This window comes from Leifsonia sp. PS1209 (genome assembly GCF_012317045.1).
Classification (GTDB): Bacteria; Actinomycetota; Actinomycetes; order Actinomycetales; family Microbacteriaceae; genus Leifsonia.
On sequence record NZ_CP051154.1, the window covers coordinates 2,400,182 to 2,426,175 of the forward strand.

26 protein-coding genes are annotated in these 25,994 nt (G+C 67.7%); 8 read left to right on the forward strand and 18 right to left on the reverse strand.

Annotation, left to right across the window (positions count from 1 at the left end; all coding sequences use genetic code 11):
* Window positions 1–9 precede the first annotated feature (9 nt).
* On the reverse strand, window positions 10–1,059 hold the full coding sequence (gene trpD, locus HF024_RS11445) for an anthranilate phosphoribosyltransferase (RefSeq protein WP_085367914.1): 1,050 nt from the start codon (window positions 1,057–1,059) through the stop codon (window positions 10–12).
* 132 nt (window positions 1,060–1,191) lie between these two features.
* Here trpD and HF024_RS11450 point away from each other — a divergent pair, with 132 nt between their 5' ends.
* From HF024_RS11450 to HF024_RS11470, 5 genes are all read left to right on the forward strand, one after another.
* Window positions 1,192–1,830 carry a heme-copper oxidase subunit III gene (locus HF024_RS11450; RefSeq protein WP_179150703.1) on the forward strand — a complete coding sequence of 213 codons (639 nt, stop codon included), beginning with the start codon at window positions 1,192–1,194 and terminating at the stop codon, window positions 1,828–1,830.
* Between the two features lie 25 nt (window positions 1,831–1,855).
* Window positions 1,856–2,677, forward strand: coding sequence for a cytochrome c (locus HF024_RS11455; protein ID WP_085367918.1), 822 nt, complete (start codon window positions 1,856–1,858; stop codon window positions 2,675–2,677).
* A gap of 39 nt (window positions 2,678–2,716) precedes the next feature.
* The gene (locus HF024_RS11460; protein WP_085367920.1) at window positions 2,717–3,790 is read left to right on the forward strand and encodes a ubiquinol-cytochrome c reductase iron-sulfur subunit; all 1,074 of its coding nucleotides are present in this window, start codon (window positions 2,717–2,719) and stop codon (window positions 3,788–3,790) included.
* Window positions 3,787–5,406 (forward strand): ubiquinol-cytochrome c reductase cytochrome b subunit, encoded by a 1,620-nt coding sequence (locus tag HF024_RS11465; RefSeq protein ID WP_085367922.1) that lies wholly within the window; start codon window positions 3,787–3,789, stop codon window positions 5,404–5,406. Before HF024_RS11460 ends, HF024_RS11465 begins: the two co-directional genes overlap by 4 nt.
* Window positions 5,407–5,488: 82 nt before the next feature.
* Window positions 5,489–6,310, forward strand: a complete 822-nt coding sequence (locus tag HF024_RS11470; RefSeq protein WP_168689635.1) for a methyltransferase domain-containing protein — start codon at window positions 5,489–5,491, stop codon at window positions 6,308–6,310.
* 16 nt (window positions 6,311–6,326) lie between these two features.
* Here HF024_RS11470 and HF024_RS11475 read toward each other — a convergent pair whose 3' ends face one another.
* The 6 genes from HF024_RS11475 to HF024_RS11500 all read right to left on the reverse strand — a co-directional run bounded on the left by HF024_RS11475 (window position 6,327) and on the right by HF024_RS11500 (window position 12,000).
* The gene (locus tag HF024_RS11475) at window positions 6,327–6,800 is read right to left on the reverse strand and encodes a DUF6194 family protein (protein ID WP_168689636.1); all 474 of its coding nucleotides are present in this window, start codon (window positions 6,798–6,800) and stop codon (window positions 6,327–6,329) included.
* Window positions 6,801–6,892: 92 nt separating this feature from the next.
* Window positions 6,893–7,315: a cytochrome c oxidase subunit 4 gene (locus HF024_RS11480; RefSeq protein WP_085367928.1), complete on the reverse strand. Its 423-nt coding sequence runs from the start codon at window positions 7,313–7,315 to the stop codon at window positions 6,893–6,895.
* Between the two features lie 3 nt (window positions 7,316–7,318).
* Window positions 7,319–9,070 carry a cytochrome c oxidase subunit I gene (ctaD, locus tag HF024_RS11485; protein WP_168689637.1) on the reverse strand — a complete coding sequence of 584 codons (1,752 nt, stop codon included), beginning with the start codon at window positions 9,068–9,070 and terminating at the stop codon, window positions 7,319–7,321.
* 11 nt (window positions 9,071–9,081) lie between these two features.
* Window positions 9,082–9,969 carry a cytochrome c oxidase subunit II gene (gene coxB, locus HF024_RS11490; RefSeq protein ID WP_085367932.1) on the reverse strand — a complete coding sequence of 296 codons (888 nt, stop codon included), beginning with the start codon at window positions 9,967–9,969 and terminating at the stop codon, window positions 9,082–9,084.
* Between the two features lie 143 nt (window positions 9,970–10,112).
* The gene (erpA, locus tag HF024_RS11495; protein ID WP_085367934.1) at window positions 10,113–10,469 is read right to left on the reverse strand and encodes an iron-sulfur cluster insertion protein ErpA; all 357 of its coding nucleotides are present in this window, start codon (window positions 10,467–10,469) and stop codon (window positions 10,113–10,115) included.
* 103 nt (window positions 10,470–10,572) lie between these two features.
* Window positions 10,573–12,000, reverse strand: a complete 1,428-nt coding sequence (locus tag HF024_RS11500) for a dipeptidase (protein WP_168689638.1) — start codon at window positions 11,998–12,000, stop codon at window positions 10,573–10,575.
* Between the two features lie 41 nt (window positions 12,001–12,041).
* Here HF024_RS11500 and HF024_RS11505 point away from each other — a divergent pair, with 41 nt between their 5' ends.
* Together HF024_RS11505 and HF024_RS11510 are read left to right on the forward strand one after the other, a co-directional pair.
* Entirely contained in the window at window positions 12,042–12,638 is a 597-nt protein-coding gene (locus tag HF024_RS11505) for a DUF3043 domain-containing protein (RefSeq protein ID WP_085367938.1), read from the forward strand.
* A gap of 2 nt (window positions 12,639–12,640) precedes the next feature.
* A complete protein-coding gene (locus tag HF024_RS11510) occupies window positions 12,641–13,558 on the forward strand; it encodes a ribonuclease HI family protein (protein ID WP_085367940.1) in 918 nt (305 codons plus the stop codon).
* Here the strand turns inward: HF024_RS11510 and HF024_RS11515 are convergent.
* The 3 genes from HF024_RS11515 to hisD are packed head-to-tail and all read right to left on the reverse strand — an operon-like array spanning window position 13,523 to window position 16,434.
* Window positions 13,523–14,566, reverse strand: coding sequence for a quinone-dependent dihydroorotate dehydrogenase (locus HF024_RS11515; RefSeq protein ID WP_168689639.1), 1,044 nt, complete (start codon window positions 14,564–14,566; stop codon window positions 13,523–13,525). The two genes, HF024_RS11510 and HF024_RS11515, sit on opposite strands and share 36 nt — an antisense overlap.
* A gap of 26 nt (window positions 14,567–14,592) precedes the next feature.
* On the reverse strand, window positions 14,593–15,075 hold the full coding sequence (gene nrdR, locus HF024_RS11520) for a transcriptional regulator NrdR (RefSeq protein ID WP_085367944.1): 483 nt from the start codon (window positions 15,073–15,075) through the stop codon (window positions 14,593–14,595).
* A 54-nt stretch (window positions 15,076–15,129) separates the two neighbouring features.
* Window positions 15,130–16,434: a histidinol dehydrogenase gene (gene hisD / locus HF024_RS11525; RefSeq protein WP_168689640.1), complete on the reverse strand. Its 1,305-nt coding sequence runs from the start codon at window positions 16,432–16,434 to the stop codon at window positions 15,130–15,132.
* 63 nt (window positions 16,435–16,497) lie between these two features.
* Between hisD and HF024_RS11530 the strand changes: the two genes are divergently transcribed.
* Window positions 16,498–17,058 carry a flavin reductase family protein gene (locus HF024_RS11530; protein WP_168689641.1) on the forward strand — a complete coding sequence of 187 codons (561 nt, stop codon included), beginning with the start codon at window positions 16,498–16,500 and terminating at the stop codon, window positions 17,056–17,058.
* Between the two features lie 7 nt (window positions 17,059–17,065).
* On the opposite strand, the gene dnaE is transcribed toward HF024_RS11530, so the two are convergent.
* The 8 genes from dnaE to ftsZ form a co-directional block, all read right to left on the reverse strand.
* Window positions 17,066–20,584 (reverse strand): DNA polymerase III subunit alpha, encoded by a 3,519-nt coding sequence (gene dnaE / locus HF024_RS11535; RefSeq protein ID WP_168689642.1) that lies wholly within the window; start codon window positions 20,582–20,584, stop codon window positions 17,066–17,068.
* Between the two features lie 42 nt (window positions 20,585–20,626).
* Window positions 20,627–21,547 (reverse strand): RluA family pseudouridine synthase, encoded by a 921-nt coding sequence (locus HF024_RS11540; protein WP_168689643.1) that lies wholly within the window; start codon window positions 21,545–21,547, stop codon window positions 20,627–20,629.
* Window positions 21,548–21,549: 2 nt separating this feature from the next.
* Window positions 21,550–22,095: a signal peptidase II gene (gene lspA / locus HF024_RS11545; RefSeq protein WP_085367954.1), complete on the reverse strand. Its 546-nt coding sequence runs from the start codon at window positions 22,093–22,095 to the stop codon at window positions 21,550–21,552.
* Window positions 22,096–22,126: 31 nt separating this feature from the next.
* Complete coding sequence (locus HF024_RS11550; RefSeq protein ID WP_168689644.1) at window positions 22,127–23,002, reverse strand: DivIVA domain-containing protein; 876 nt, start codon at window positions 23,000–23,002, stop codon at window positions 22,127–22,129.
* Between the two features lie 150 nt (window positions 23,003–23,152).
* Window positions 23,153–23,449 carry a YggT family protein gene (locus HF024_RS11555; protein WP_085367958.1) on the reverse strand — a complete coding sequence of 99 codons (297 nt, stop codon included), beginning with the start codon at window positions 23,447–23,449 and terminating at the stop codon, window positions 23,153–23,155.
* Window positions 23,450–23,561: 112 nt separating this feature from the next.
* On the reverse strand, window positions 23,562–24,074 hold the full coding sequence (gene sepF / locus HF024_RS11560; RefSeq protein ID WP_085367960.1) for a cell division protein SepF: 513 nt from the start codon (window positions 24,072–24,074) through the stop codon (window positions 23,562–23,564).
* Between the two features lie 63 nt (window positions 24,075–24,137).
* Window positions 24,138–24,839 carry a YggS family pyridoxal phosphate-dependent enzyme gene (locus HF024_RS11565; protein WP_168689645.1) on the reverse strand — a complete coding sequence of 234 codons (702 nt, stop codon included), beginning with the start codon at window positions 24,837–24,839 and terminating at the stop codon, window positions 24,138–24,140.
* Window positions 24,805–25,977 carry a cell division protein FtsZ gene (ftsZ, locus tag HF024_RS11570; RefSeq protein WP_085367964.1) on the reverse strand — a complete coding sequence of 391 codons (1,173 nt, stop codon included), beginning with the start codon at window positions 25,975–25,977 and terminating at the stop codon, window positions 24,805–24,807. Before ftsZ ends, HF024_RS11565 begins: the two co-directional genes overlap by 35 nt.
* Between the last annotated feature and the right edge of the window lie 17 nt (window positions 25,978–25,994).

Here is a 25,994-nt window from a genome sequence, read left to right on the forward strand (position 1 = left end):
CCACTGCTGTCAGTGCGTCGCCGCTATCCATTCCTCGAGCTTCGCGGCCGCAGCCCCGGAGTCGATCGCTTCGGCGGCGATCGCCATTTGCGAACGGAACCGATCCAGGATGGCTTCCTGAACCCTCGACGGGTCGGACGCGAGCTCGTATGCCACGAGCCCTGCCGCCGCGTTGAGCAACACGATGTCGCGCACGGGGCCTGTCTCGCCCGCCAGCACGGCACGTACGACGCCGGCGTTGTACGCGGCGTCCTTTCCGAGCAGATCGCTCATCTTCGCGCGCGGGATGCCCAGATCGCGCGGATCGATGTCGTGCTCGGTGACGAGGCCCCTGGAGACCTCCCAGACATGGCTGTGGCCGGTGGTCGACAGCTCGTCGAGGCCATCGTCACCGCGGAAGACCAGCGCCGTCGCCCCTCTGGTCTGGAAGACGCCGACGAACAGCGGAACCCGGTCGAGCGTCGCGACGCCGACGGCGGACGCTTCCGGCCTGGCCGGGTTGCAGAGCGGGCCGAGGTAGTTGAAGACGGTGGGGACGCCGAGCTGAGCGCGCACGGGCGCCGCATTGGCGAATCCGGGGTGGAAGGCGCTCGCGAAGGCGAAGGTGATCCCTGCGCGTTCGAGCACCTCGGCGACCTTCTCCGCGGGAAGCGTGAGGTCGATCCCGAGCGCCGCGAGCACGTCGGACGACCCGGAGGACGAGCTGGCCGCCCTGTTCCCGTGCTTGATCACCGGCACCCCGGCCGCGGCGGCGACGATGGATGCGGTGGTCGACACGTTCACGGTGCCGAATCTGTCGCCTCCCGTACCGACGATGTCAAGAGCCATCGGGTCGACGGGGAGGGCGACCGCGTGGTCGAGGATCGCATCCCGGAACCCGACGATCTCGTCGACGGTCTCGCCTTTCGCACGCAGCGCGATGAGGAATCCGGCGACCTGGGCCTCCGTCGCCTCGCCGGTCATGACCTGGTCCATCGCCCACGCCGCGTCCGCCACACTGAGGTCTTCTCCGGCGAGAAGCGTGGTGAGCACGGACGACCAGGACTGCATTTCCGACATGTACCGATCCTACTGAGCGGGCGACCAGGTGCGACAACCCGCGTGGAACCGGCGAATTTAGGGCATCCTAACCAAATTTAACCCCCATTCCGGCCTGTCGGATGAGAAAACCACGGCTTCTTTTCAGCCATAATGGTTACCGTGACGAGCACCTCAATATCTCCTACGGCGAGTGCGCCTACGATCAACCGGCCCAATGTCGTGGCCGTCGGCACCATTGTCTGGCTGGGCAGTGAGGTCATGTTCTTCGCGGGCTTGTTCGCGATCTACTTCACCCTCAAGTCCACGTCTCCCGACCTGTGGGCGGCCGAGACGGCGCACCTCAACATCCCGTACTCGCTGACGAACACGATCATCCTGGTCGCCAGTTCGTTCACCTGCCAGTTCGGCGTGTTCGCGGCGGAGCGCCTGCAGCCGCGTGCCACCGGCTGGAGCCCGGTCAAGTGGGGCATGGTCGAGTGGTTCACGCTGTCGTACGCGCTCGGCGCGATCTTCGTCTCCGGGCAGATCCTCGAGTACGCGACGCTCGTCTCCGAGGGCATCTCCCTCAGCTCCAATGCATACGGGTCGGCGTTCTACCTGACCACCGGCTTCCACGGTCTCCACGTCACGGGCGGCCTCATCGCGTTCCTCCTCGTCATCGGCCGCGCGTTCGCGGTCAAGACCTTCGGCCACAAGGAGGCGACGAGCGCCATCGTCGTCTCGTACTACTGGCACTTCGTCGACGTCGTGTGGATCGGACTGTTCGCGGTCATCTACATCATCAGATAGAACAACAGGAGCTGACCCCACCACCATGCGTCCGAATATCCGTACCAAGACGAAGACAGTCCGCAAGGGCGGCCGTCGTCATCCCCTCGCCACCGTCGCGCTGATCGCCGTCGGCCTCGGCCTCACCGGAGGCGCGTACGCGGCGTTCAACACGACCACCGCCTCCGCAGAGACCCAGCAGGTCCAGGCAGCGTCCCAGGACACGGTCGACCAGGGCAAGAAGCTCTTCCAGTCGAACTGCGCCACCTGCCACGGCCTCGACGCCCAGGGAACGGTCAACGCCCCGAGCCTCATCGGCGTCGGTGCGGCCTCCGTCGACTTCCAGGTCGGCACCGGCCGCATGCCGATGCAGATGCAGGGCCCGCAGGCCCCGGAGAAGCCGGTCCAGTTCACCGACGAGCAGGTCAAGCAGCTCGCGGCGTACGTCGCCTCCCTCGCTCCCGGCCCGTCCATCCCGGAGCAGAAGTACCTCGATGGCAAGGGCGACGCCGCGAACGGCGCCGAGCTCTTCCGCATCAACTGCGCGATGTGCCACAACGTGGCCGGCGCCGGTGGTGCACTCACCGAGGGCAAGTACGCTCCCCCGCTCACCGGCGTGAGCGCCCAGCACATCTACGAGGCCATGGTCACCGGTCCGCAGAACATGCCCGTGTTCAACGACCTCAACATCACGCCCCAGGGCAAGGCCGACATCATCACGTACCTCAAGTACATCCAGAACAACCCGTCGCCCGGCGGCTTCGAGCTCGGTTCGCTCGGCCCGGTCGCGGAGGGTCTCTTCCTCTGGATCTTCGGACTCGGCGCCATCGTCGCGCTGACCGTCTGGATCACGGCGAAGTCGAACTAGCCGGTACTCGGGACATGTCACAGCGTAAGAAGGAGAACAATGGCACACGACGATAACAGCGGTCACGAGCTGACCTCTGCCAGTTCGTCAGCCGTCGACGTGCACAGGACGGGCGACCCGGGAACGGCGCTGATCATCCGCGACGAGCTGGAGAACCCCGGCTTCCCGCCGCACCGGCCACGCGTCACCGACCTCGACCCGAAGAAGGAGCGTCGGGCAGAGCGGACCGTCTACACGCTGTTCTACCTGTCGATCGTCGGAAGCGTCTGGGCCGTCGCGGCATACATGGCCTTCCCGATCAACGACAACGACCCGGGCTCCGTCCGTCTGAACAACCTGTTCATCGGTGTCGGGATCGCGCTCGCCCTCCTCGCCATCGGTATCGGCGCCGTGCACTGGGGCAAGGCCCTCATGCACGAGAAGGAGGGCGTCGACCTCCGTCACCCGGTCCGTGGATCGGAGACCACAACCGAGCGCGCGGCCGAGATCTTCCGCCAGGCAGACGAGGAGTCCGGCTTCAGCCGTCGCGTCCTCGTCCGCAACAGCCTGATCGGCGCGCTCATCGCCTTCCCGCTCCCCGCCGTCGTGCTCTTCCGCGGACTCGCTCCGATGAACGAAGACCCGGTGGAGCTGCTCTCGCAGACGATGTGGGCCAAGGGCACGCGCCTCACCCGCGACCCGTCCGGCACGCCGATCAAAGCGTCCGACGTCACGCTCGGCAGCGCCTTCCACGTCATCCCCGAGGGGCTGAACGAGAAGGAGAACCGTCTCGAGGAGAAGGCAAAGGCCGCTGTCCTCCTCATGCGCCTCAAGCCCGAAGACCTCCACGTCTCCAAGGGCCGCGAGGACTGGAACTACGACGGAATCGTCGCGTACTCCAAGATCTGCACGCACGTCGGGTGCCCCGTCGCACTCTACGAGCAGCAGACCCACCACCTTCTGTGCCCGTGCCACCAGTCGCAGTTCGACATCACGCACGAGGCCGAGGTGATCTTCGGCCCGGCCAAGCGTCCGCTGCCGCAGCTGCCGATCACCGTGGACGCCGATGGCTATCTGGTCGCTCGCAGCGACTTCACCGAGCCTGTCGGCCCGAGCTTCTGGGAGCGTCATTGAGCACCACGACCGCCGCACCTGCCGCGGCACAAGCACCGGCCAAGAAGGGCGGGTTCACGGCAGCAGCCGCGAACTACCTGGAAGACCGCACCAGCATCTCGGGCGCCGTCAAGGAGTTCGGTCGCAAGATCTTCCCCGACCACTGGTCCTTCCTCCTCGGTGAGGTCGCCCTCTACTCGTTCATCGTCATCCTGCTCTCCGGAACGTTCCTGACGTTCTTCTTCCAGGCGTCGATGGCCGAGGTCGTCTACCACGGCTCGTACGTCCCGCTGAAGGGCGTCGAGATGTCGGCCGCGATGTCGAGCACGCTCAACATCTCGTTCGAGATCCGCGGTGGACTGCTCATGCGCCAGATCCACCACTGGGCTGCTCTGCTCTTCGTCGCCGCCATCGGCCTGCACATGCTCCGCATCTTCTTCACGGGTGCGTTCCGCAAGCCGCGCGAGCTCAACTGGGTGATCGGCTTCGTGCTCTTCATCCTCGCGATGGCAGAGGGCTTCACCGGATATTCGCTCCCCGACGACCTGCTCTCGGGCAACGGCCTCCGCATCATCGACGGTCTGATCAAGGGTCTCCCCGTGGTCGGCACCTGGATCTCATTCCTCCTCTTCGGCGGCGAGTTCCCCGGTACGGCGATCGTCGGACGTCTGTACACGCTGCACATCCTGCTGCTGCCTGCGCTGGTGCTCGCGTTCATCGCGCTGCACCTGATGTTCGTGGTCATCCACAAGCACACCCAGTACGCGGCTCCCGGCCGCACGCAGGGCAACGTGGTCGGCTACCCGGTCCTCCCGGTCTACGCGGCCAAGGCCGGCGGATTCTTCTTCATCGTGTTCGGTGTCGTCGCCCTCATGGCGTCGTTCTTCACCATCAACCCGATCTGGAACTACGGCCCGTACGACCCGTCACCGGTCTCCGCGGGAACGCAGCCCGACTGGTACATCGGCTTCGCCGACGGCGCTCTGCGCCTGGTGCCACCGGGCTGGGAATTCGTCTGGCTGGACCGCACCTGGTCGTTCAACATCATCGTGCCCGTCGCGATCCTGGGTCTGTTCATCGTGACCGTCCTGATCTACCCCTTCATCGAGGCGTGGATCACGGGCGACAAGCGTGAGCACCACATCCTGGACCGTCCGCGCAACGCAGCCACCCGCACCGCCATCGGCGCGGCCGGTGTCACGTTCTACGCGGTCTTCTGGGCCGCGGCCAGCTCGGACATCATCGCGACGCACTTCAAGCTCACGATGGAGGGCGTCATCCACGCCCTGCAGGCCCTCCTCATCCTCGGCCCGATCATCGCCTACTTCGTTACGAAGCGCGTCTGCCTCGCGCTGCAGAAGAAGGACCGCTCGATCGCGCTGCACGGCTACGAGTCCGGCCGCATCGTCAAGCTCCCCGGTGGCGAGTTCATCGAGGTGCACGAGCAGCTCGACGAGTACGAGCTGTGGCGCCTGGTCAGCTTCGAGAGCTACGAGCCGCTGATGATCCGCCCGAACAGCAAGGGCAAGATCACCGTCGGCAACCGGATGCGCGCAAGCATGTCCCGCTGGTTCTTCGAGGACAGGATCGTCCCGCCCACCAAGGGCGAGCTCGAGTCCGGCCACGGACACCACTGAGCCGCACCAGCTCCACCGACGTGAAAGCGCCGGCCGCGATCTTCGCGCCGGCGCTTTCGCGCATCCAGACGAGAGGCCGAGAATGAGCACGACCGACGGCGATCCGCTGTCCCGGCTGGCGGGCTGGCTGCGCTGTACGGTCTGCGCGGAGCCGCTGGAGCCCGCTGGACGCCTCAGGCTCGCCTGCGTGCGTGCTCATAGCTTCGACGTGAACAAACGCGGCTACGTGACGCTCCTGCCCGCGGGAACCAAGGTGCAGGGCGACAGTGCCGCCATGCTCGACGCCCGGGATGCGGTGCTCGAGAACGACACGTACGCCGCGGTCGCCGCGGCGGTGGCGCGCGCGTCGATCGGCCCCCGCATCCTCGACGCCGGAGCGGGCACCGGCTACTACCTCCGGGCAGCGCTGGCCGAGCATCCGGAGGCGCGCGGTCTCGCGATGGATCTCTCCCCCGCCGCCGTCGCTCGCGCCGCCCGCAGCTCCGACCGGATCGACGGACTGGTCGCCGACACCTGGCAGCCGCTCCCGGTGCGCACCGGCGCGGCCGACACGGTGCTCGACGTGTTCGCCCCGCGCAACCTGCCCGAGTTCCACCGGGTGCTCCGGCCGGGCGGCACGCTCGTCGTCGTGGTGCCCCGGGCCGATCACCTGGCCGAGCTGCGCGCCACCGGCGCCATGCTCGACGTTCCCGCCGACAAGGCGGACGACCTGATCGCGTCCGCGGAGCCCCTGTTCGCCCTCCAGACGCGCGAACACGTGGCCCAGGCCCTGACACTCGACGACGCTCTGCGCGCGGCGCTGGTCGGCATGGGACCCTCCGCACACCACGGGAGCGCTTCCCCCGTCGAGGACGTGGAGACGGCGACCCTCTCCGTCGACGTCCTCCGCTTCACGCGACGCTAGCCGCCGCTAGCTGCCGCTAGCTGCCGCTTGCCCGGCGGCGCTCGACGCGCTGCCGGTCGGCGTCGTGCGCATCCCGGAGTGCGGCGATGGTGCGCGCCGTCGTGCGTTCCCCCGGGTTCACCACCGCGACCCAGCCGTATGCGCCGTACAGCGGATGCGGCAGGAACACGTCGGTCTCGCCGTAGTCGACCGTCTCGGCGTCGATGTCCTCCGGCGCGGAACCAACGAGCTCGGTGAACAGGCGCGGCCCCGTATGGATGTTCAGCCTCCACCGGTCAGGATCGGACAGCCGGGAGGCGGTGTCGTCCGGGTAGTCCTTCGTGACGATGGTGGCGTACGGCTGCCTGTTCTGCGGCACCGCGCCATCCGGGGCGTAGTAGAAGAAGTAATCGCCCCAGGACAGCTCCGGATGCTCGCTGCCCGGTTGCGGCGCCAGCTCCAGCACCCCGGGCAGACTCCGGAGTTCGGTGAGGATCAGGTCCATGCTCATGCTCCCAGTCTCGCGCGTCCCTCCGGGAACGCGAAAGCGCCGCACCCCGAACGGGATGCGGCGCTCCGTGCGTGCCGGCGCGTGCCGATGAATCAGCGCGCGAAGTATCCGCGGTAGTACTCGTAAGTCCAGCCGACGATGCAGATCAGCGCGAAGGCCACACCGATGAAGCAGATCCAGAAGCCGACCGCGAGGCCGAGCATCACGAGACCGGCGCCGAAGGCGAGGGCCACCGGCCACCAGCTCCACGGGCTGAAGTGCCCGAGCTCCGGGTCGCCGTCGTCGATGTTGGCGTCGAGGCGGTCCTCCGGGAGCTCGCCGCCCTGCGAGGCGTGCGAGCGGCCGACGTAGAAGGCGATGAAGGCAGCCAGGATCGCGCTCAGCAGCAGCGCGACGGTGCCGACCCACTCGACCTTCATGTGCATCGGGTCGAGCAGGCTCCACACCGTGTACACGATGGCGGAGAGCAGGAAGAAGATCGACAGAATCCAGAAGAGGATCGCGTTGGCTCTCATGGGTTACTTCACCTCGTTGTTCGCGATGTCGAGCACGGGGGCGTCAGGGGCGTCCTTCGCACCGCCGACACCGATCGGGATGCCGGCCTCCGGGTGGTTCAGGTCGAACGCGGGAGACTCCGAACGGATGCGCGGGATCGACGTGAAGTTGTGGCGGGGCGGCGGGCAGCTGGTGGCCCACTCGAGCGAGCGGCCGTAGCCCCACGGGTCGTTGACCGTGACCTTGGGAGCGTTGCGCGCCGTGAGGTACACGTTCACGAAGAACGGGATCATCGAGACCGCCAGGATTCCGGCGCCGATGGACGACAGCTGGTTCATCCAGGTGAAGCCGTCGGACGGCAGGTAGGTGGCGTACCGACGCGGCATGCCGACGACACCCAGCCAGTGCTGCACGAGGAACGTGGTGTGGAAGCCGATGAACAGCAGCCAGAAGTGCCACTTGCCGAGGCGGTCGTTGAGCATCTTGCCCGTCCACTTCGGCCACCAGAAGTAGAAGCCGGCGAACATCGCGAACACGACGGTGCCGAAGACCACGTAGTGGAAGTGGGCGACGACGAAGTACGTGTCGGACACGTGGAAGTCGAGCGGCGGGGAGGCCAGGATGACGCCCGTCAGACCACCGAAGGTGAAGGTGATCAGGAAGCCGATCGACCACAGCATCGGAGACTCGAACGTGAGCGAGCCGCGCCACATGGTGCCGATCCAGTTGAAGATCTTCACACCGGTCGGGACGGCGATGAGCATCGTCATCAGCGAGAACCAGGGCAGCAGGACCGAGCCGGTCACGTACATGTGGTGCGCCCACACGGTGACGGAGAGCGCAGCGATGGCGATCGTCGCGTAGATGAGGGTCTTGTATCCGAAGATCGGCTTGCGGCTGAACACCGGGAAGATCTCGGACACGATGCCGAAGAACGGCAGCGCGATGATGTAGACCTCCGGGTGACCGAAGAACCAGAACAGGTGCTGCCAGAGCAGGGCTCCGCCGTTGGCCGCGTCGTAGATGTGCGCGTCGAAGACACGGTCGGCCGCGAGGGCGAACATGGCGGCGGCGAGCACCGGGAAGGCCATCAGCACGAGGATCGAGGTGACCAGCGTGTTCCAGGTGAAGATCGGCATGCGGAACATGGTCATGCCGGGGGCGCGCATCGTGATGATGGTGGTGATGAAGTTCACCGCGCCGAGGATCGTTCCGAAACCGGACAGACCGAGGCCGACCACCCACAAGTTGCCGCCGACGCCTGGTGAGAACGTGGTACTCGATAGTGGCGCATATGCGAACCAGCCGAACGATGCCGCACCCTGCGGGGTGAGGAAGCCGGCGACCGCGATCAGCGATCCGAAGGAGTAGAACCAGTACGCCAAGGCGTTCAGACGCGGGAACGCGACGTCAGGAGCACCGATCTGCAGCGGCATGAGCACGTTGGCGAAGCCGGCGAACAGCGGCGTCGCGAACATGAGCAGCATGATCGTGCCGTGCATGGTGAAGAGCTGGTTGTACTGCTCCTTGGTCTGCACGACCTCCAGTCCGGGCTCGAACAGCTGAGCACGGATGATGAGCGCCATCACACCGCCGATGAGGAAGTAGATGAACGACGAGATCAGGTACATGTACCCGATCGTCTTGTGGTCGGTCGACGTGATGTAGTTCACGAGGATGTTGCCCTTGCGCTCCACCTGGTTGGCGCCGAGGGCCGGATTGGCCTTCGGTGCCGGCGCCGTGGTGGCCGCTGGGGCCGGTGCTGTCGTCGTCATTCGTGGATGCCCTACTCGTTACCCTTGGGAGCGCCCGTTCCGGGCAGGTTCTGATTACGGTCGTACTCGGAGCCCAGCTGGCCCTCGAAGCCCTTGTCGCGGAGGCTCTTGATGTGGGCGTCGTACACGTCCTGCGGAACGATCTTCACGTTGAAGAGCATCGCAGAGTGGTACTCGCCGCAGAGCTCGGCGCACTTTCCGACGAAGGTGCCGGTGCGGCCGGTCGTCTCGAAGTACATGTAGTTGGTCTTGCCCGGGATGATGTCTTTCTTGTAGAGCATCGCGGGGACCCAGAACGAGTGGATCACGTCGCGCGAGTCGAGCTGGATCGTGATCTTCTTGCCCTCGGGCAGGTACAGGGTGGGGATCTCGCCCTCCTGCACGGAACCGGGGGTGGCGCTCGCGTCGTCCGGCTGCACCTGGATGCCCGGGTCGTAGACGTTGTCGCTCACGTAGTTGAAGTCCCACGCCCACTGCTTGGCGTAGACCTGGATCTTGAGGTCCGGCTTGGCGTACGGCTGCTCGATCGCGTTCTGGTCCCTCGCCGTGAAGGCGAAGAAGCCGAGGACGAGGATCAGCGGCACGATCGTGTAGAAGATCTCGATCGGCATGTTGTAGCGCATCTGGACCGGGAGACCGGTCTGACCCGTACGGCGGCGGTACACGATGACCGCCCAGACGATGAGACCCCAGACGATCACGCCCACGATGAGGAGGACGATCCAGCTCGTCACCCACAGACCGCTGATGCGCTCGGTGTGGTTGGTGACGGGCTCCTTACCCTCGACGAATCCGGGAAGGAATCCGTTCAGCTGTGCCTGCGTGCATCCCGCAAGAACGACGACGAGCGTCGCTGCGATCGGGATGGCAGCCCATCGGAGACGGCGATTGTGACGCACCGGTGACCTTTCGAGTGACTCATGGACAGTTCACACGTAACTGTATTTGGCTGTATCCACCCTACTCCGCCGCACGCGCCGATTTGAACAGAAAGGGCCGCCCCGATGGGGCGGCCCTCAACCTTTTCGTGTGTTATAGCGACTCAGTGGAACGAGTCTCCACAGGCGCACGAACCGGATGCGTTGGGGTTGTCGATCGTGAAGCCCTGCTTCTGGATGGTGTCCTCGAAGTCGATGGACGCGCCATCCAGGTACGGGACGCTCATCTTGTCGACGATGACCTCAACACCGTCGAAGTCGACGGTCGCGTCGCCGTCGAGCATGCGCTCGTCGAAGTAGAGCTGGTAGATCAGGCCGGAGCATCCACCGGGCTGGACGGCGACGCGCAGACGCAGGTCGTCGCGGCCCTCCTGCTCGAGCAGGCTCCTGACCTTGCTCGCCGCGGCATCGGACAGCCCGACGCCGTGCGCCTTCGTCTCGGTCAGCGTTGTGTCGGTCATGGGACTCCTCTTACGGGTCTTGTTCGGACTTCTGGACGAAATCTGGGACGATTCTACGTCGGAAAACCGGGAAATCGCCCCGCGCATTCCGCAATCGGCGCGACTACGCCCCCGTGCGGCCGTCGAGCCGCGCGAGGAGCAGGGCCTCGGCGAGGATCGCGCGCTTGAAGACGCCGAGGTGCAGGGACTCGTTCGGGCTGTGCGCACGGGAGTCGGGGTCTTCGACGCCGGTGACCAAGATCTGCGCCTCCGGGAACTCGCGGACCAGGTCGGCGATGAACGGGATGGACCCTCCGATGCCGGTCTCGACCGCTTCCTTGCCCCAGGCGTCCGTCATCGCCCGCTTGGCCTCCGTCGCCGCCCAGCCGTTCGTGTCGACCAGGAACGCCTCCCCGGTGTCGACGTCGTCGATGGCGACGTGCGCCCCGAACGGCGCGTTGGCGCGCAGGTGGCGCTCCAGGGCCGCGTACGCATCCGCGGCCGGCTGGCCGGGAGCCACGCGCGCGCTGATCCGCACGGAGACGCTCGGCAGCAGGGTGTTGGATGCGTTGGCGACGCTCGGAGCGTCGATGCCGGTGACCGTGATGGTCGGCTGCGACCACATCCTGGACAGGATGGGGCCGGTGCCGATCGGCGTCACGCCGTCGAGCAGCGCCGCCTCCTCGCGGAACTGCTCCTCGCTGAGGGCGGGCGGCTCCGCCGCGTCCGTCCTGGCGGTGAAGCCGTCGACGGCCACGGAGCCGTTGTCGTCGTGCAGGGTGGCGAGCAGCTTGACCATGGCGAGCATCGCATCCGGTGCTGCTCCCCCGTACATGCCGGAGTGCGACGCGTGCTCGAGGGTGGAGACGGTGAGCCGGAAGGTCACATTGCCGCGCAACGACACGGTGAGCGCGGGAGTGTCGACGTCGACGTTGTCCGAGTCGGCGACCACGATCACGTCTGCTTCGAGCGCCGCCTTGTTCTGCTCCAGGAAGTTCGCGAAGGAGCGGGAGCCGAACTCCTCCTCCCCCTCGATGAACACCGCGAGGCCGAGGTCGAAGTCGTTCCCGAGCGCATCCACCAGCGCCCGCACGCTCGCGACGTGCGCCATCACGCCCGCCTTGTCGTCCGCCGCCCCGCGGCCGTACATCCGGTCCCCGCGCACGGTCGGCTCGAACGGCGGCGTGTTCCAGTCCTCGTCCTTGCCCTGCGGCTGCACGTCGTGGTGGGCGTAGAGCAGCACGGTCGGGCGGCCGTTCTTCGCCGCCCGGGTGGCGAGCACGGCGGGCTGGCCGGACTCCTCGCCGTCTCCGATCGGCGCGCGCTTGATCTCGACGCTCTCGAACGCCCCCGTGTCGCGCAGCAGCGTCGCGACGGCGTCGGCGCTGGCCGCGACGTTCGCCGGGTCGAACGCCGACCAGGACACCGACGGGATGCGCACGAGCGCCGCCAGGTCGGCGACGGTCGACGGCAGGGCGGCCTCCACGCTGGAGCGCACCGCCTCCTCCGCTGCTGTGGGTTCGGTGGGCGGGGTCTGCTGTCCGTTCGTCATGACGGTAATCTTAAGCGGACCCCACTATCGAAGGCTTGACGTTGGCAAAACGAGAGAACCCGCAGGCGACCAAGGCAGAAGCCCCGGCCGTCGAGACCGCAGAAGAGACGGAAGAGCGTCTGAGGCAGGGCAAGGGCGCCCCGACCCCGACCCGCCGTGAGCAGGAGGCCGCCCGCAAGCGCCCCCTGGTGCCCGAGGACCGCAAGGAGGCCGCCCGCCAGGCCCGCGCGAAGACCGCCGAGGCCCGCGAGAAGGCGCGCGTCGGCATGGCCGCCGGCGACGACCGCTACCTCACCGCGCGCGACCGCGGCCCGCAGCGACGCTACGTGCGCGACTACGTGGATGCGCGTTTCAGCATCGGCGAATACCTCATCCCGGTCATGCTGCTCGTGATCGTGCTCTCCTTCCTTCCCGGGTACTTCCAGGTCTACGGCCTGCTCGCGCTCTGGGCGTTCTTCGCCATCGCCGTGATCGACTGCTTCGTGCTCGGCATGCTGGTGCGCAAGCGCCTGCGCGAGAAGTTCGGAGAGAGCAAGGTCGAGCGCGGCGTGCGCTGGTACGCGGCCATGCGTGCTCTGCAGCTGCGCGTCATGCGCCTGCCGAAGCCGCAGGTCAAGCGCGGCCAGTACCCCAGCTGACCGTGACGATCGTCGCAGCGGCGGACGGCTCCGCACTGGGCAATCCGGGTCCGGCAGGGTGGGCGTGGTACGTCGACGACACCACCTGGGCGGCCGGCGGATGGCCGCACGGCACGAACAACCAGGGCGAGCTGATGGCCGTGATCGACCTGCTCGACTCCACGGCGCACCTCGACGAAGACCTGCGCATCCTGTGCGACAGCCAGTACGTCATCAACGCCGTCACCAAGTGGATGCCCGGCTGGAAGCGGAAGGGCTGGCGCAAGGCCGACGGCTCCCCCGTGCTCAACCGCGAACTGCTGGAGCGGCTGGACCGCGCTGTGCAGGGTCGCCGGTACACCTTCGAGTGGGTCAAGGGCCACGCCGGTCACGCGCTGAACGAGGCGGCCGACGTGCGCGCCCGCGCGGTCGCGACGGCGTACCAGAAGGGCGACCCCATCCCAATCGGACCGGGCTGGCCCGGCCGTTCGCGCACGGACGAGGCGACGGGAGAGGTCATCGAGGCGACCGGGACCGGCGGCCCGGCTCAGGAGAGCGTCGAGCTCGACCTGTTCGCCGACCTGGCGCCCGCGGAGACCGACGCAGAAGTCGTCGCCCGGCTGGAGCAGGAACTGCTCGATCCGGCCGTGCGCGCGGACGCCTCGCGCGTCGCGGCACTGCTGCACCCCGACTTCGAGGAGATCGGCCGCTCCGGACGCCTCTGGGGACGCGATGCCATCGTGCAGGAGCTGTCGGCGGAGACCGACGAAGCCGCAGCGGGTTTCGAGCTGCTCGGCACCGAGGCGCTCTCCCCCGAGATCATCCTGCTCACCGCCCGCACCGTGGATGCGCGTGGCAGCTCGCTGCGCAGCTCGCTGTGGCTGCGGGTCAACGGCCGCTGGCGGCTACGCTTCCACCAGGGGACGCCGGAGGCGGAGTAGCCCGCGGTTGATCTGCCTCGCCCACAGCGGACCGAAGTAGAGGAACGCGGTGTATCCCTGCACCAGGGTGGCGCCGGAATCCAGTCGCGCCTGCACGTCGGCGGCGGACTCGACGCCGCCCACCGAGATGACGCACAGGTCGGCCGGGACGTTCGCGCGGATCAGCCGGAGGACTTCGAGCGACCGGTCGGCGAGCGGGGCGCCGGAGAGGCCTCCCGCTCCCGCGGCCTCGACGACGGCCGGATCGGTGAGCAGACCCTCGCGCGAGATGGTCGTGTTGGTGGCGATGATGCCGGCCAGGCCCAGCTCGACGACCAGGCCGGCGATCTTCACGACCTGCTCGTCGGTGAGGTCCGGCGCGATCTTGACCAGCAGCGGCTTCTGCCCCGCCACCTCCTTCACGGCCGCGAGCAGCGGGGAGAGGAGCTCCAACTCCTGCAGTCCGCGGAGGCCGGGCGTGTTGGGTGAGCTGACGTTGACGACGAGGTAGTCGGCGACCGGAGAGAGTGCGCGGGCGCTGGTCAGGTAGTCCGCGGTCGCATCCTCGACGGCGACGACCCTGCTCTTGCCGATGTTCACGCCGAGCACCGGGCGGCGGCTGCTGCGCACGACGCCGAGCAGACGGTTGGCCGCGACGGCGGCGCCCTGGTTGTTGAAGCCCATCCTGTTGATGACGGCGCGGTCCGGGATCAGACGGAACAGGCGCGGCTTGTCGTTGCCCGGCTGCGCGATGGCGGTGATGGTGCCCACCTCGACGTGGCCGAAGCCCAGCTGACCGAGACCGATCACGGCCTCGCCGTTCTTGTCGAACCCGGCGGCGACGCCGAACGGCGAGTCGAACCGCAGTCCGAGCGCCTCGACGGCGAGCGACGGGTCCGGCGCGGTGAACCGGCGCACGAGGCGGCCGAGACCGAGCACAGGGAGGGCTCGGATGACCAGGAACGCCAGGTGGTGCGCGCGTTCGGGATCGAGCTTCGACAGGACGAGGGAGAAGAGTGTGCGATACATGCCTGTACGAGGATACCGGGCGTGGGTCAGGCTGTGCCCGCCTGCGCATCCACCGGTGCGCCGTGGTGCTCGATGCGCAGCTGCTGGATGGCGTCGTCGAAGTCGTCGAGGGAGTCGAAGCCCTGGTAGACGCTCGCGAACCGCAGATAGGCGACCTCGTCCAGCTCGCGGAGCGGAGGGAGGATTGCGAGACCGATGTCGTTCGCCTCGATCTGCGACGCACCGGTGGAGCGGATGGTCTCCTCCACCTTCTGCGCCAGCACGGCGAGGTCGGAGTCCGTCACCGGACGGCCCTGGCACGCCTTGCGGACGCCCAGCACGATCTTCTCCCTGCTGAACGGCTCGGCGACCCCGCTGCGCTTGATCACGCTGAGGCTCGCCGTCTCCGTGGTGGAGAAGCGACGGCCGCACTCCGGGCACTGCCGGCGCCGACGGATCGAGAGGCCGTCGTCGCTCGTGCGGGAGTCGATGACACGGGAATCCGGGTGGCGGCAGAAAGGGCAGAACATGGTGACACCGATTCTACCGTCCGGCAGACCCCATCCGGGGGATGCTGCGGTGCTCTAGAGGAAACGCGCGGTCACGGCCTCGCCGTGGGCGGGCAGATCCTCGGCGCCGGACAGGGCGACGATGCGGTCGGCGACCTGCTGTAGGGCAGGCCGGTCGTAGCGGATGACCTGCTGCGGGCGCAGGAACGAGTACGCACCGAGTCCGGACGAGAAGCGCGCCTGTCCGCCGGTGGGCAGCACGTGGTTGGAGCCGGCGAGGTAGTCGCCGAGGCTCACCGGGGAGTGCGGGCCGAGGAAGATGGCGCCGGCGCTCTCGATCGTGGCGAGCACCGCATCCGGGTTCTCGGTCTGGATCTCCAGGTGCTCAGGACCGTATGCGTTGCTGAAGGCAGCGGCGGCGGCGAGGTCGTCGACCAGCACGATGGCCGACTGCTGGCCGGACAGCGCTGTGCGCACGCGCTCGGTGTGCTTGGTGGCGGCCGCGACGGTCTCCAGCTCAGCGGCGACGCGGTCGGCGAACGCCGGGCTGTCGGTGACGAGCACGGACGCTGCCGCCTCGTCGTGCTCCGCCTGGCTGACCAAGTCGGCCGCGACGAACCGCGCATCCGCCGTGTCGTCGGCGATGACCAGGATCTCGGTCGTGCCCGCCTCGGAGTCGATGCCGGTCTGGCCGCGGACGACGCGCTTGGCGGCGGCGACGTAGATGTTCCCGGGTCCGGTGATCACCTGCACGGGATCGAGCCCGATGTCTTCGACACCCCACGCGAGCGCGCCGATCGCGCCTGCTCCGCCCATCGCGTACACCTCGTCGATGCCGAGCAGCCCTGCTGCGCCGAGGATGGCCGGGTGCACCGCGCCCCCGAACTCGCGCTGCGGTGGACTGGCCAGGGCGATGGATGCGACGCCTGCGACCTGCGCAGGAACCGCGTTCATCACGACGCTCGACGGGTAGACGGCCTTGCCGCCCGGAACGTAGAGCCCTGCGCGCTCGACCGGCTGCCAGCGCTGAACCACCGTTGCTCCCGGTCCGATGCGGGTCTCCGCGGCCGGGGGCACCTGTGCTGCCGTCGCCTCGCGCACGCGGGCGATGGCCTCTTCGAGCGCCTCCCGGACGTCGGCGGGAAGGTTCTCGACCGCGCGGTCGATGTCCTCCTGCGGCACCCTGATCGACGCCGGCGCTCCCCCGTCGAACCGCTCCGCCTGGGCGGCGAGGGCGGAGGAACCATGCGCCTTCACGTCGTCGATCAGACCGGAGGCGACGTCGAGTGCGACGGACACATCCACGACGGGACGGGGCACGAGGCGCTGGAACGCGGCACGGGTAGGCTGGATTCCGCGGAGATCAATGGTGTGCATCATGACCAGACAAGACTATCCGCAACCCGGAATACCCAGGAGCCCACCCGTGCTTGTTGTATACGTATGAATAGTTCGCCGCAGTCTCAGAACCCGACGCCCGAGCAGGCACCGCGGCCGTCCGACCGCATCGAGCCGGATGTCACGCCCGACCTGACCGCGTTCCGCCAGTCGTTCCGCCGGCACGCGGCGGGCGTCGCCATCATCACCGCTCTCGCACAGGACGGCACCCCAGTCGGCTTCACGGCCACCTCGCTGGCGTCGCTGGCCGCCGTGCCGCCGCTGGCGACGTTCAACATCGCCCGCTCGGCATCGAGCTGGCCGGCCATCTCCGAGACCGACCGCGTGGTCATCCACATGCTCGGCGTGCGCAACCGTGCCGTGGCCGAGAAGCTCGCGGGCGACAACGCGCTCCGCTTCGACGGCGACCACTGGTACCCGGGCCCGCACGGCCTCCCCATCATCAAAGACGTGACCAGCTGGATGGTCGGCCGCATCGTCGAGCGCGTCTCCGTGCACAACAACGCGGTCGTGGTCGTCCAGATCGAGGACGGCGAGGTCGGAGACGACGACGCCGCCCTGCTCTACCACGAGCGCCGCTACCTCACCCCCGGCGAAACCGCCTGACCGGCCGCTAGACGAGGCAGTTGGGGCCGAGGAGGCCCTTCAGCTCGCCGTAGAGGTCGGCGCTGATGGTGACCGGCTTGGGGACCTCGAAGACGCGCGCGACCTGGCCCTTCACGAGGCGCAGGCGCACCTCGTTGTCGCCCGGGTGCCTGGCGAGCACCTCGGCGAGGGTGGTGACCGTGTCCGTCGTGGCCCGCTGATCCGGCATCGTGATCATGAGGGGCCCCGTGCCGACGCTCTGACCGAGATCGGGCGTCATCAGGCTGAACGCGTGCAGGTTCATCCCGTCGTCGCGGAGGCTGACCCTGCCGCGCACCACGACGATCGCGTCGCCCTGCAGCATCGGCGAGAACTCCTGGTACGCCTTGCCCATGAACATCACGGTCAGCTCGCCGCCGAAGTCCTCGACCTGGATCATCCCGTACTGGTTGCCGGAGGCCTTCGCCACGCGGTGCTGCACGCTCGTGACGAGACCGGCGATCGTGACCGTCTCGCCGTCCTGGATGTTGTCGGAGCCGACGAGGTCGGCGATCGACGTGCTCGCCAGCTTGGCAAGCGGCAGTTCCAGCCCGGCCAGTGGATGGTCGGAGACGTACAGCCCGAGCATGTCGCGCTCGAACGCCAGCTTGTCGCGCTTGCCCCACTCCGGCCGATCCGGGATGTGGTGCTGCGACGCCGTCTGCTCGTCCTCGCCCCAGAGGCTGTCGAAGTCGAAGCCGACATCGCCGTTCGCCTCGTTGCGCTTGATCTTCACCGCGGACTCGACCGCGTCCTCGTGCACCTCGACGAGCGCGCGCCTGGTGTGGCCGAGCGAGTCGAACGCGCCGGCCTTGATCAGCGACTCCACCGTGCGCTTGTTGGCCGCGTGGATCGGCACCTTGGTGAGGAAGTCGTGGAAGGAGTCGAACCTGCCCTTGGTCTCACGCGCCTCCCGCACGCCCTCGACGACGTTCGCGCCCACGTTGCGCACGGCGCCCATCCCGAAGCGGATGTCGGTGCCGACGGCGGCGAAGTAGAGGTTGGACTCGTTGACGTCCGGCGGGAGCACCTTGATGCCCATACGGCGGCACTCGTTGAGGTAGAGCGCCATCTTGTCTTTGGAGTCTCCGACGCTCGTCAGCAGCGCGGCCATGTACTCGGCCGGGTAGTGGGCCTTGAGGTAGGCGGTCCAGTACGAGATGACGCCGTACGCGGCGGAGTGCGCTTTGTTGAACGCGTAGTCGGAGAAAGGGAGCAGGATCTCCCAGAGCTTGTTGACCGCATCCATCGAGAACCCGTTGTCGCGCATACCGCCCGCGAAGCCCTCGAACTGCTTGTCCAGCTCCGACTTCTTCTTCTTGCCCATCGCGCGGCGCAGGATGTCCGCCTGGCCGAGCGAGAAGCCGGCGACCTTCTGTGCGATCGCCATCACCTGTTCCTGGTAGATGATGAGGCCGTAGCTGGTGGACAGGATCTCGGCGAGCGGTTCGGCCAGCTCGGGATGGATCGGCGTGATCTCCTGCAGACCGTTCTTGCGCAGCGCGTAGTTCGTGTGCGAGTTCGCGCCCATCGGACCAGGACGATACAGGGCGATGAGCGCCGAGATGTCCTCGAAGTTGTCCGGCTTCATCAGCCGGAGCAGGGAGCGCATCGGGCCGCCGTCGAGCTGGAACACGCCGAGCGTGTCTCCGCGGGAGAGCAGGTCGTACGCGCCGCGGTCGTCGAGCTCGAGGTCTTCGAGGACGAGCTTCTCTCCGCGGTTGGCCTCGATGTTGTCGAGGGCGTCGTTGATGATCGTGAGGTTGCGCAACCCCAGGAAGTCCATCTTGATCAGCCCGAGCGACTCGCACGCCGGATAGTCGAACTGCGTGACGATCTGGCCGTCCTGCTCGCGCTTCATGATCGGGATGATGTCGATCAGCGGGTCGGACGACATGATGACGCCCGCCGCATGCACACCCCACTGGCGCTTCAGGTTCTCCAGCCCCAGGGCCGTGTCGAAGACGGTCTTGGCCTCCGGGTCGCTCTCCACGACCGCCCGGATGTCCACCGCCTCCTTGTAGCGCGGGTGGTTCTTGTCGAAGATCCCGGTGAGCGGGATGTCCTTGCCCATCACGGGCGGCGGCATCGCCTTGGTGAGCTTGTCGCCCATCCCGAACGGGAAGCCGAGCACGCGCGAGGAGTCCTTCAGAGCCTGCTTGGCCTTGATGGTGCCGTACGTGACGATCTGGGCGACGCGCTCCTCGCCGTACTTCTCCGTGACGTACTTGATCACCTCGCCACGGCGCCGGTCGTCGAAGTCGACGTCGAAGTCGGGCATGGAGACGCGGTCGGGGTTGAGGAAGCGCTCGAAGATCAGTCCGTGGCGCAGCGGGTCGAGGTCGGTGATGCGCATGGCGTACGCCGCCATCGAGCCTGCACCGGAGCCACGGCCGGGGCCGACCCTGATGCCGTTGCGCTTCGACCAGTTGATGAAGTCGGCGACCACCAGGAAGTATCCGGGGAAGCCCATCTGCGAGATGACGCCGATCTCGTAGTCCGCCTGCTTGCGGACCTCCTCGGTGATGCCTTCGGGGTAGCGCTCGTGCAGCCCCTTCTCGACCTCCTTGACGAACCAGCTCTGCTCCGTCTCGCCCTCCGGCACCGGGAAGCGCGGCATGTAGTTGGCGGAGGTGTCGAACTTCACGTCGCAGCGCTCTGCGATGGCGAGCGTGTTGTCGCAGGCCTCGGGGTGGTCGCGGAACAGCTGACGCATCTCTTCCGCGCTCTTGAGGTAGAACTCGTCGGCGTCGAACTTGAACCGGTTGGGGTCGTCGAGCGTCGAGCCGGACTGCACGCAGAGCAGCGCGGCGTGGCTCTTCGCGTCGGCGGCGTGCGTGTAGTGCAGGTCGTTGGTGGCGACGAGCGGGATGTCCAGTTCCTTCGCCAGCCGGATGAGGTCGGCCATGATGCGGCGCTCGATGCCGAGACCGTGATCCATGATCTCGGCGAAGAAGTTCTCCTTGCCGAAGATGTCGCGGAACTCGGCGGCCGCCTTCTTCGCCTCGTCGTACTGGCCGAGCCGCAGCCTGGTCTGCACCTCGCCGGACGGGCAGCCCGTGGTGGCGATGATGCCCTTGGAGTAGCGGTTCAGCAGCTCCCTGTCCATGCGGGGCTTGAAGTAGTAGCCCTCCGTGGAGGCGAGCGACGACATCCGGAAGAGGTTGTGCATCCCCTCCGTGGTGGCCGCGAACATCGTCATGTGCGTGTACGCGCCGGAGCCGGAGACGTCGTCGCCGCCACCGTCTCCCCACCGGATGCGGGTGCGGTCGGTGCGGTGCGTGCCCGGCGTGAGGTACGCCTCCGTGCCGATGATCGGCTTGATGCCGGCCTCGGTGGCGGTGCGCCAGAAGTCGAAGGCGCCGAACATGTTGCCGTGGTCGGTGACGGCGACGGCGGGCATGCCCTGCTCGACGGCGGCGTCGACGAGCGGTTTGATGCGCGCGGCACCGTCGAGCATCGAGTACTCGCTGTGGACGTGGAGATGGACGAAGGAGTCGGTCGGCACTGTTTCTCCGGGTCGAGGTGAGGGCTTAAGACTACGTCGGACCTACGACGCGCGGAGCACGTCGAGAGCGTGTTGCAGATCCTCCGGGTATGTCGTGGTGAAGGTCACCCACTCCCCTGTCGACGGATGCTCGAACGCGAGCTGCACGGCGTGCAGCCACTGCCTGGTGAGGCCGAGCCTGGCCGACAGCGTCGGGTCTGCGCCGTACATGGCGTCGCCGACGCAGGGGTGCCGCTGGGCAGCCATGTGCACGCGGATCTGGTGGGTGCGCCCGGTCTCCAGGTGCACCTCGAGCAGGCTGGCCGACGGGAACGCCTCGATGGTCTCGTAGTGCGTCACCGACGGCTTCCCGCCGGCGACGACCGCGAACTTCCAGTCGGACTTCGGGTGGCGGCCGATCGGAGCATCCACGGTGCCGACCAGCGGATCGGGGTGACCCTGCACGACCGCGTGGTAGATCTTCACGACGGTGCGGTCGTGGAACGCCCGCTTGAGGTGCGTGTACGCCCGCTCGGACTTGGCGACCACCATCAGGCCGCTCGTGCCCGCGTCCAGCCGGTGGACGATGCCCGCCCGCTCCGCAGCACCGGAGGTGGAGATGCGGAAGCCGGCGGCGGCGAGGGCGCCGAGCACCGTCGGTCCCTCCCAGCCGGCTGCCGGATGCGCTGCGACGCCGACGGGCTTGTCGATCACGACGATGTCGTCGTCGTCGTGCACGATCGTGAGCTCGGGCACCGCGATCGGGACGATCTTCACTTCGGTCTTCGGCTGCCAGCTCACCTCGAGCCAGCTCCCGGCGGAGAGCCGGTCGGACTTGTCGACCTGGCGGCCGTCGACGCTCACGCCGCCCGCCTCGGTGATCTCGGCCGCGAAGCTGCGGGAGAAGCCGAGGAGCTTGGCGAGGCCCGCATCCACCCGGGAGCCTTCGAGGCCGTCCGGGATGGGGAAACTCCGGGATTCCATGGCTAGCCGGCTGGCTTGTCGTGCGGGTCGGGCTCCGCCTCGGCGGCGACGGCTTCCGCCTCCGCCTCCTCCTCGTCGTCCGTGCGCTTGCCGTCCAGGCCGATGCCGCGGATCGTGAGGATCAGGAACAGCACCATGCTCGACACGATGGCCACGTCGGCGAGGTTGAAGATCGCCGGCAGGAGCGGGATCTGCAGGAAGTCGACCACGTGGCCGACCCCGAAGCCCGGCTCCCGGAAGAGCCTGTCCGTCAGGTTGCCGAGCAGGCCACCGAGCAGCAGTCCGAACAGGACCGCCCAGGCCGCCGACCGGATGCGCGGGGCGTACCAGATCACGAAGCCGAGGACACCGACGCCCACGATGGAGAAGATCCAGGTGGACCCGCTGCCGATGGAGAACGCAGCTCCCGCGTTCTTGACGAAGTTGAACTGCAACAGCTGGCCGAGCACCTCGACCCGCTGACCCTCATACAGGTTCTGCACCACCAGGACCTTGGCGATCTGGTCGACGAGGTACACGACGAGCGCGACGACGCCGAGGACCGCCAAGGCCCGGATGCTGACCTTGGCGCGGGAGGTACTAGCCTCCAAAGCCGGGGAAGACCGGGGGCTGCTGGCCCTGGTCCTGGCCGCTGGCGTTGTCGCCTGCGTTGGCGGAGACCGGGGCGGGGACCGCACCGGAGTTGACGTTGGCCGACGCGTCCTGCGAACCGGTGCGCGGCGCTGCGTAGCTGCCCGTGCCGGAGACCGACGAGCTCTCGAGGTCGCGGAGCTGGCCCTCGATGTAGCCCTTCAGCTTCTCGCGGTACTCGCGCTCGAACGAGCGGAGGCCGTCGATGCGGCTCTCGAGTGCCGTGCGCTCCTGGTCGAGGGCGCTGATCTGCGCGCGCTGCTTCGACTCGGCCTCTGCGACGATGCGGGCGGCGGTGGCGTGCCCCTCCGCGATCAGCGAGTCGCGCTTCTCGATGCCCTCGCGCACGTGCTCCTCGTGCAGGCGGCGAGCCAGCTGCAGGAGGTTGTTGGTGCTGTTCGGGTCGGAGGCGTTGGCGTCCGGCGCGGTGTACGCGGCCGATGCCCCGCCCGCTGCCGCTGCCGCTGCGACGGGAGCCGCTGCGGTCGCGGGGGCGGCCTGAGCGGCCTGCTGCGCTTCCGCGAGGCGCTGCTTGAGCTCCTCGTTCTCCTTCTGCAGGCGAGCGACCTCGCCGTTGTCGGCCGCGGGGGCCGCCGCGACGGGAGCCGGGGCTGCGCCGCCCTGACCACCGCTGCGCTGCAGTTCGGCGATGCGCGAATCGCTCGCCACGAGGCGCTGCTTGAGCTCCTCGTTCTCCTGGTTCAGACGACGCAGTTCGACGACGACCTCATCGAGGAAGTCATCGACCTCGTCCTGGTCATAGCCCTCACGGAACTTCGTCGGTTGGAACCGCTTGTTGACTACATCTTCCGGAGTCAGCGCCATGGCAAGCCACCTTAGATCTTGGGGTACGAACAAAAATTGCGTTCAGCCAACGCTAGCAAAGAGCGCTGGGGGTGCGCACTCCGCCGTCGCTCATCGGTCGTCGGCTCGTCAACACTACATCCCGAGCAACGCCCGACTGGCGACCGACTCTCAGGTAAGTCCGACAGTCACGTACAGGCCGATGATGACCACCAGCATGGTGAGGCTCCAGCCGAAATCGATCGCGATCGGCCCCATCGACAGCGGCGGAATGATCCTGCGGAAGAACTTGATCGGCGGGTCCGTCACGACGTATGCGGACTCCGCGAGCACCAGGCCGAAGCCGCGGGGGCGCCATCCCCTGCTGAAGGTGCGCACCAGGTCGAGCACGAAGCGCGCCCAGAGCACGAAGAAATAGATCAGGAGCAGGTAGTACGCCACAGTGGCGACGATCGCGAGGACAAACACGAGTCTCAGTATGGACGAAAGCGCGCCGCCCCAGCTGGGAACGGCGCGCTCTCGGAGTGTCTGCGGCTATCGTTTCGCTCTCGGCGAAGCGGGCTCAGGCGTGGGTGAGGACTCAGGCCTGGGCGAAGAAGGAGGCGTCGACCTCCGCGTCCTGGCCGCCGTGCTCGCCGGAGACGACGACGTGCGACGGGGACAGCAGGAAGACCTTCGGCGTCACGCGCTCGATCTTGCCGTAGAGGCCCTGCGAGAGGCCGCTGGCGAAGTCGATCAGGCGGCGCGCGTCTCCTTCGCTCATCTGCGACAGGTTGATGATCACCGGGATGCCTTCGCGGAAGGATTCGGCGATCGCCTGGGCGTCGCGGTACTGGCGGGGGTGGACCGTGAGGATCTCGTTCATTTCCTGTACCGAAACATTCCGTGCGGTGGACGATTTGCGCAGCGGGGTCACCGGAGCGCGACCGGCCACGGGAGCGACCGGTGCAGGGTGGGGGACGGGCGCGACGGGGGCCGGGTGCTGCTGCGGCGCCTGCTGGCGCTGCGGCTGCTCCTGAGCCTGCTCGTCGTACTCGAGCTCTTCGTCGGCGAGGCCGAGGTAGACCATCGTCTTCTTCAGCGGGTTGGACATGCGATCCTCCGTGTAGACCTGTGCGCCGTCGCTTTCCAGGCACGACGAACTTTCTCTTCGAGATTAACCGGGCTGCGGGCGATTCCCGGTAATGGCGGTGCCAATACGAAGGTGTGTCGCCCCTTCCGCGATGGCGTCCGCGTAGTCCTGCGACATCCCGGCGGAGATGCTCACCGCGTCCGGCGCGATGCGGCGCACGCGCTCGCTCGCCAGCAGGACGCGCTCGAACGCCCGCCTCGGCTGCTCGTCGATCGGAGCGACGGCCATCACACCGAGCAGGCGCAGCCCGGGTGTGGCGAGGACGTGGTCGACCAGCGGTTCGAGATCGCGGTCGGCGACGCCGCCGCGTGCCGGGTCGTCGGTGAGGTTGAGCTGCACGAAGCAGTCGACGTCCGACTCGTCGGAGCGCAGAGCATCCACCAGCGACACGCGGTCGACCGAGTGGATGACGGACGCGTACGCACGCGCCTGCCTCGCCTTTTTGCTCTGCAGCTGCCCGACGAAGTGCCAGCGCAGGTCGAGGTCGGCGAGTTCCGCCGCCTTGGCCTGCGCCTCCTGGTGGCGGTTCTCCCCCACGTCGTGCACGCCGAGCCCGGCAAGCTCGCGCACGAGCGACGCCGGATGGAACTTGGTGACGACGATCGTCGTCAGTTCCTCCGGCGAACGCCCGGCGGCGCGGGCGGCATCGTCGATGCCGGCCCGCACGGCGCCGAGCCGCTCGGCGAGCGGGCTACTTGAGGAAGTCGGGGATGTCGAGGTCGTCATTCTCGTCGTCGAAGGCTGGGTCCTTGGGCGCGGCGTCGGACACGGGGCTCTCCCCCGCCGACCAGGCGTCGGTGGACGGGGATGGGATGTCCTCGGCGTCGAGCGCAGCGGTGCTCGCCAGTCCGTCGTCGTCTCCGGCCTCCACGAAGGTGGTGCGGCGCGCTTCGGCGAGCTGCGTCTTGGCGTTCGGCTCCCCTCCGTCGAATCCGGCGGCGATGACCGTCACGCGCACCTCGTCACCGAGGGTGTCGTCGATGACGGCGCCGAAGATGATGTTGGCCTCCGGGTGCACGGCCTCCTGGACCAGGCGGGCGGCGTCGTTGATCTCGAAGATGCCGAGGTTCGAGCCACCCTGGATGGAGAGCAGCACGCCATGGGCTCCGTCGATGCTCGCTTCGAGCAGCGGGGACGCCACGGCGAGTTCCGCCGCCTTGATAGCACGGTCGGCGCCGCGCGAGGAGCCGATGCCCATGAGCGCGGAGCCCGCGCCCTGCATGACCGACTTCACGTCGGCGAAGTCGAGGTTGATGAGGCCCGGGGTGGTGATGAGGTCGGTGATGCCCTGGACACCGGCGAGGAGCACCTGGTCGGCGGTGGAGAACGCCTCGAGCATGCTGATCCCGCGGTCGCTGATCTCCAGCAGCCGGTCGTTCGGCACCACGATGAGGGTGTCGACCTCTTCCTTCAGGCGCTGCACACCGGCCTCCGCCTGCTCCGAGCGGCGCTTGCCCTCGAAGCCGAACGGCTTGGTGACGACACCGATGGTGAGCGCGCCGATCGACTTGGCGATGCGCGCGACGACGGGCGCGCCGCCCGTGCCGGTTCCGCCGCCCTCGCCCGCGGTGACGAAGACCATGTCCGCGCCGGCGAGCGCTTCCTCGATCTCCTCCGCGTGGTCCTCCGCAGCACGGCGGCCGACCTCGGGGTCCGCTCCGGCGCCGAGCCCGCGGGTGATCTCACGGCCGACGTCGAGCTTGACGTCCGCGTCGCTCATCAGCAGTGCTTGCGCATCCGTGTTGATGGCGATGAACTCGACGCCGCGAAGCCCGAGTTCGATCATCCGGTTGACGGCGTTGACGCCGCCACCGCCGATGCCGACGACTTTGATCACGGCGAGGTAGTTCTGATTTGATGTCACGTCCGGCCTCCACTGGG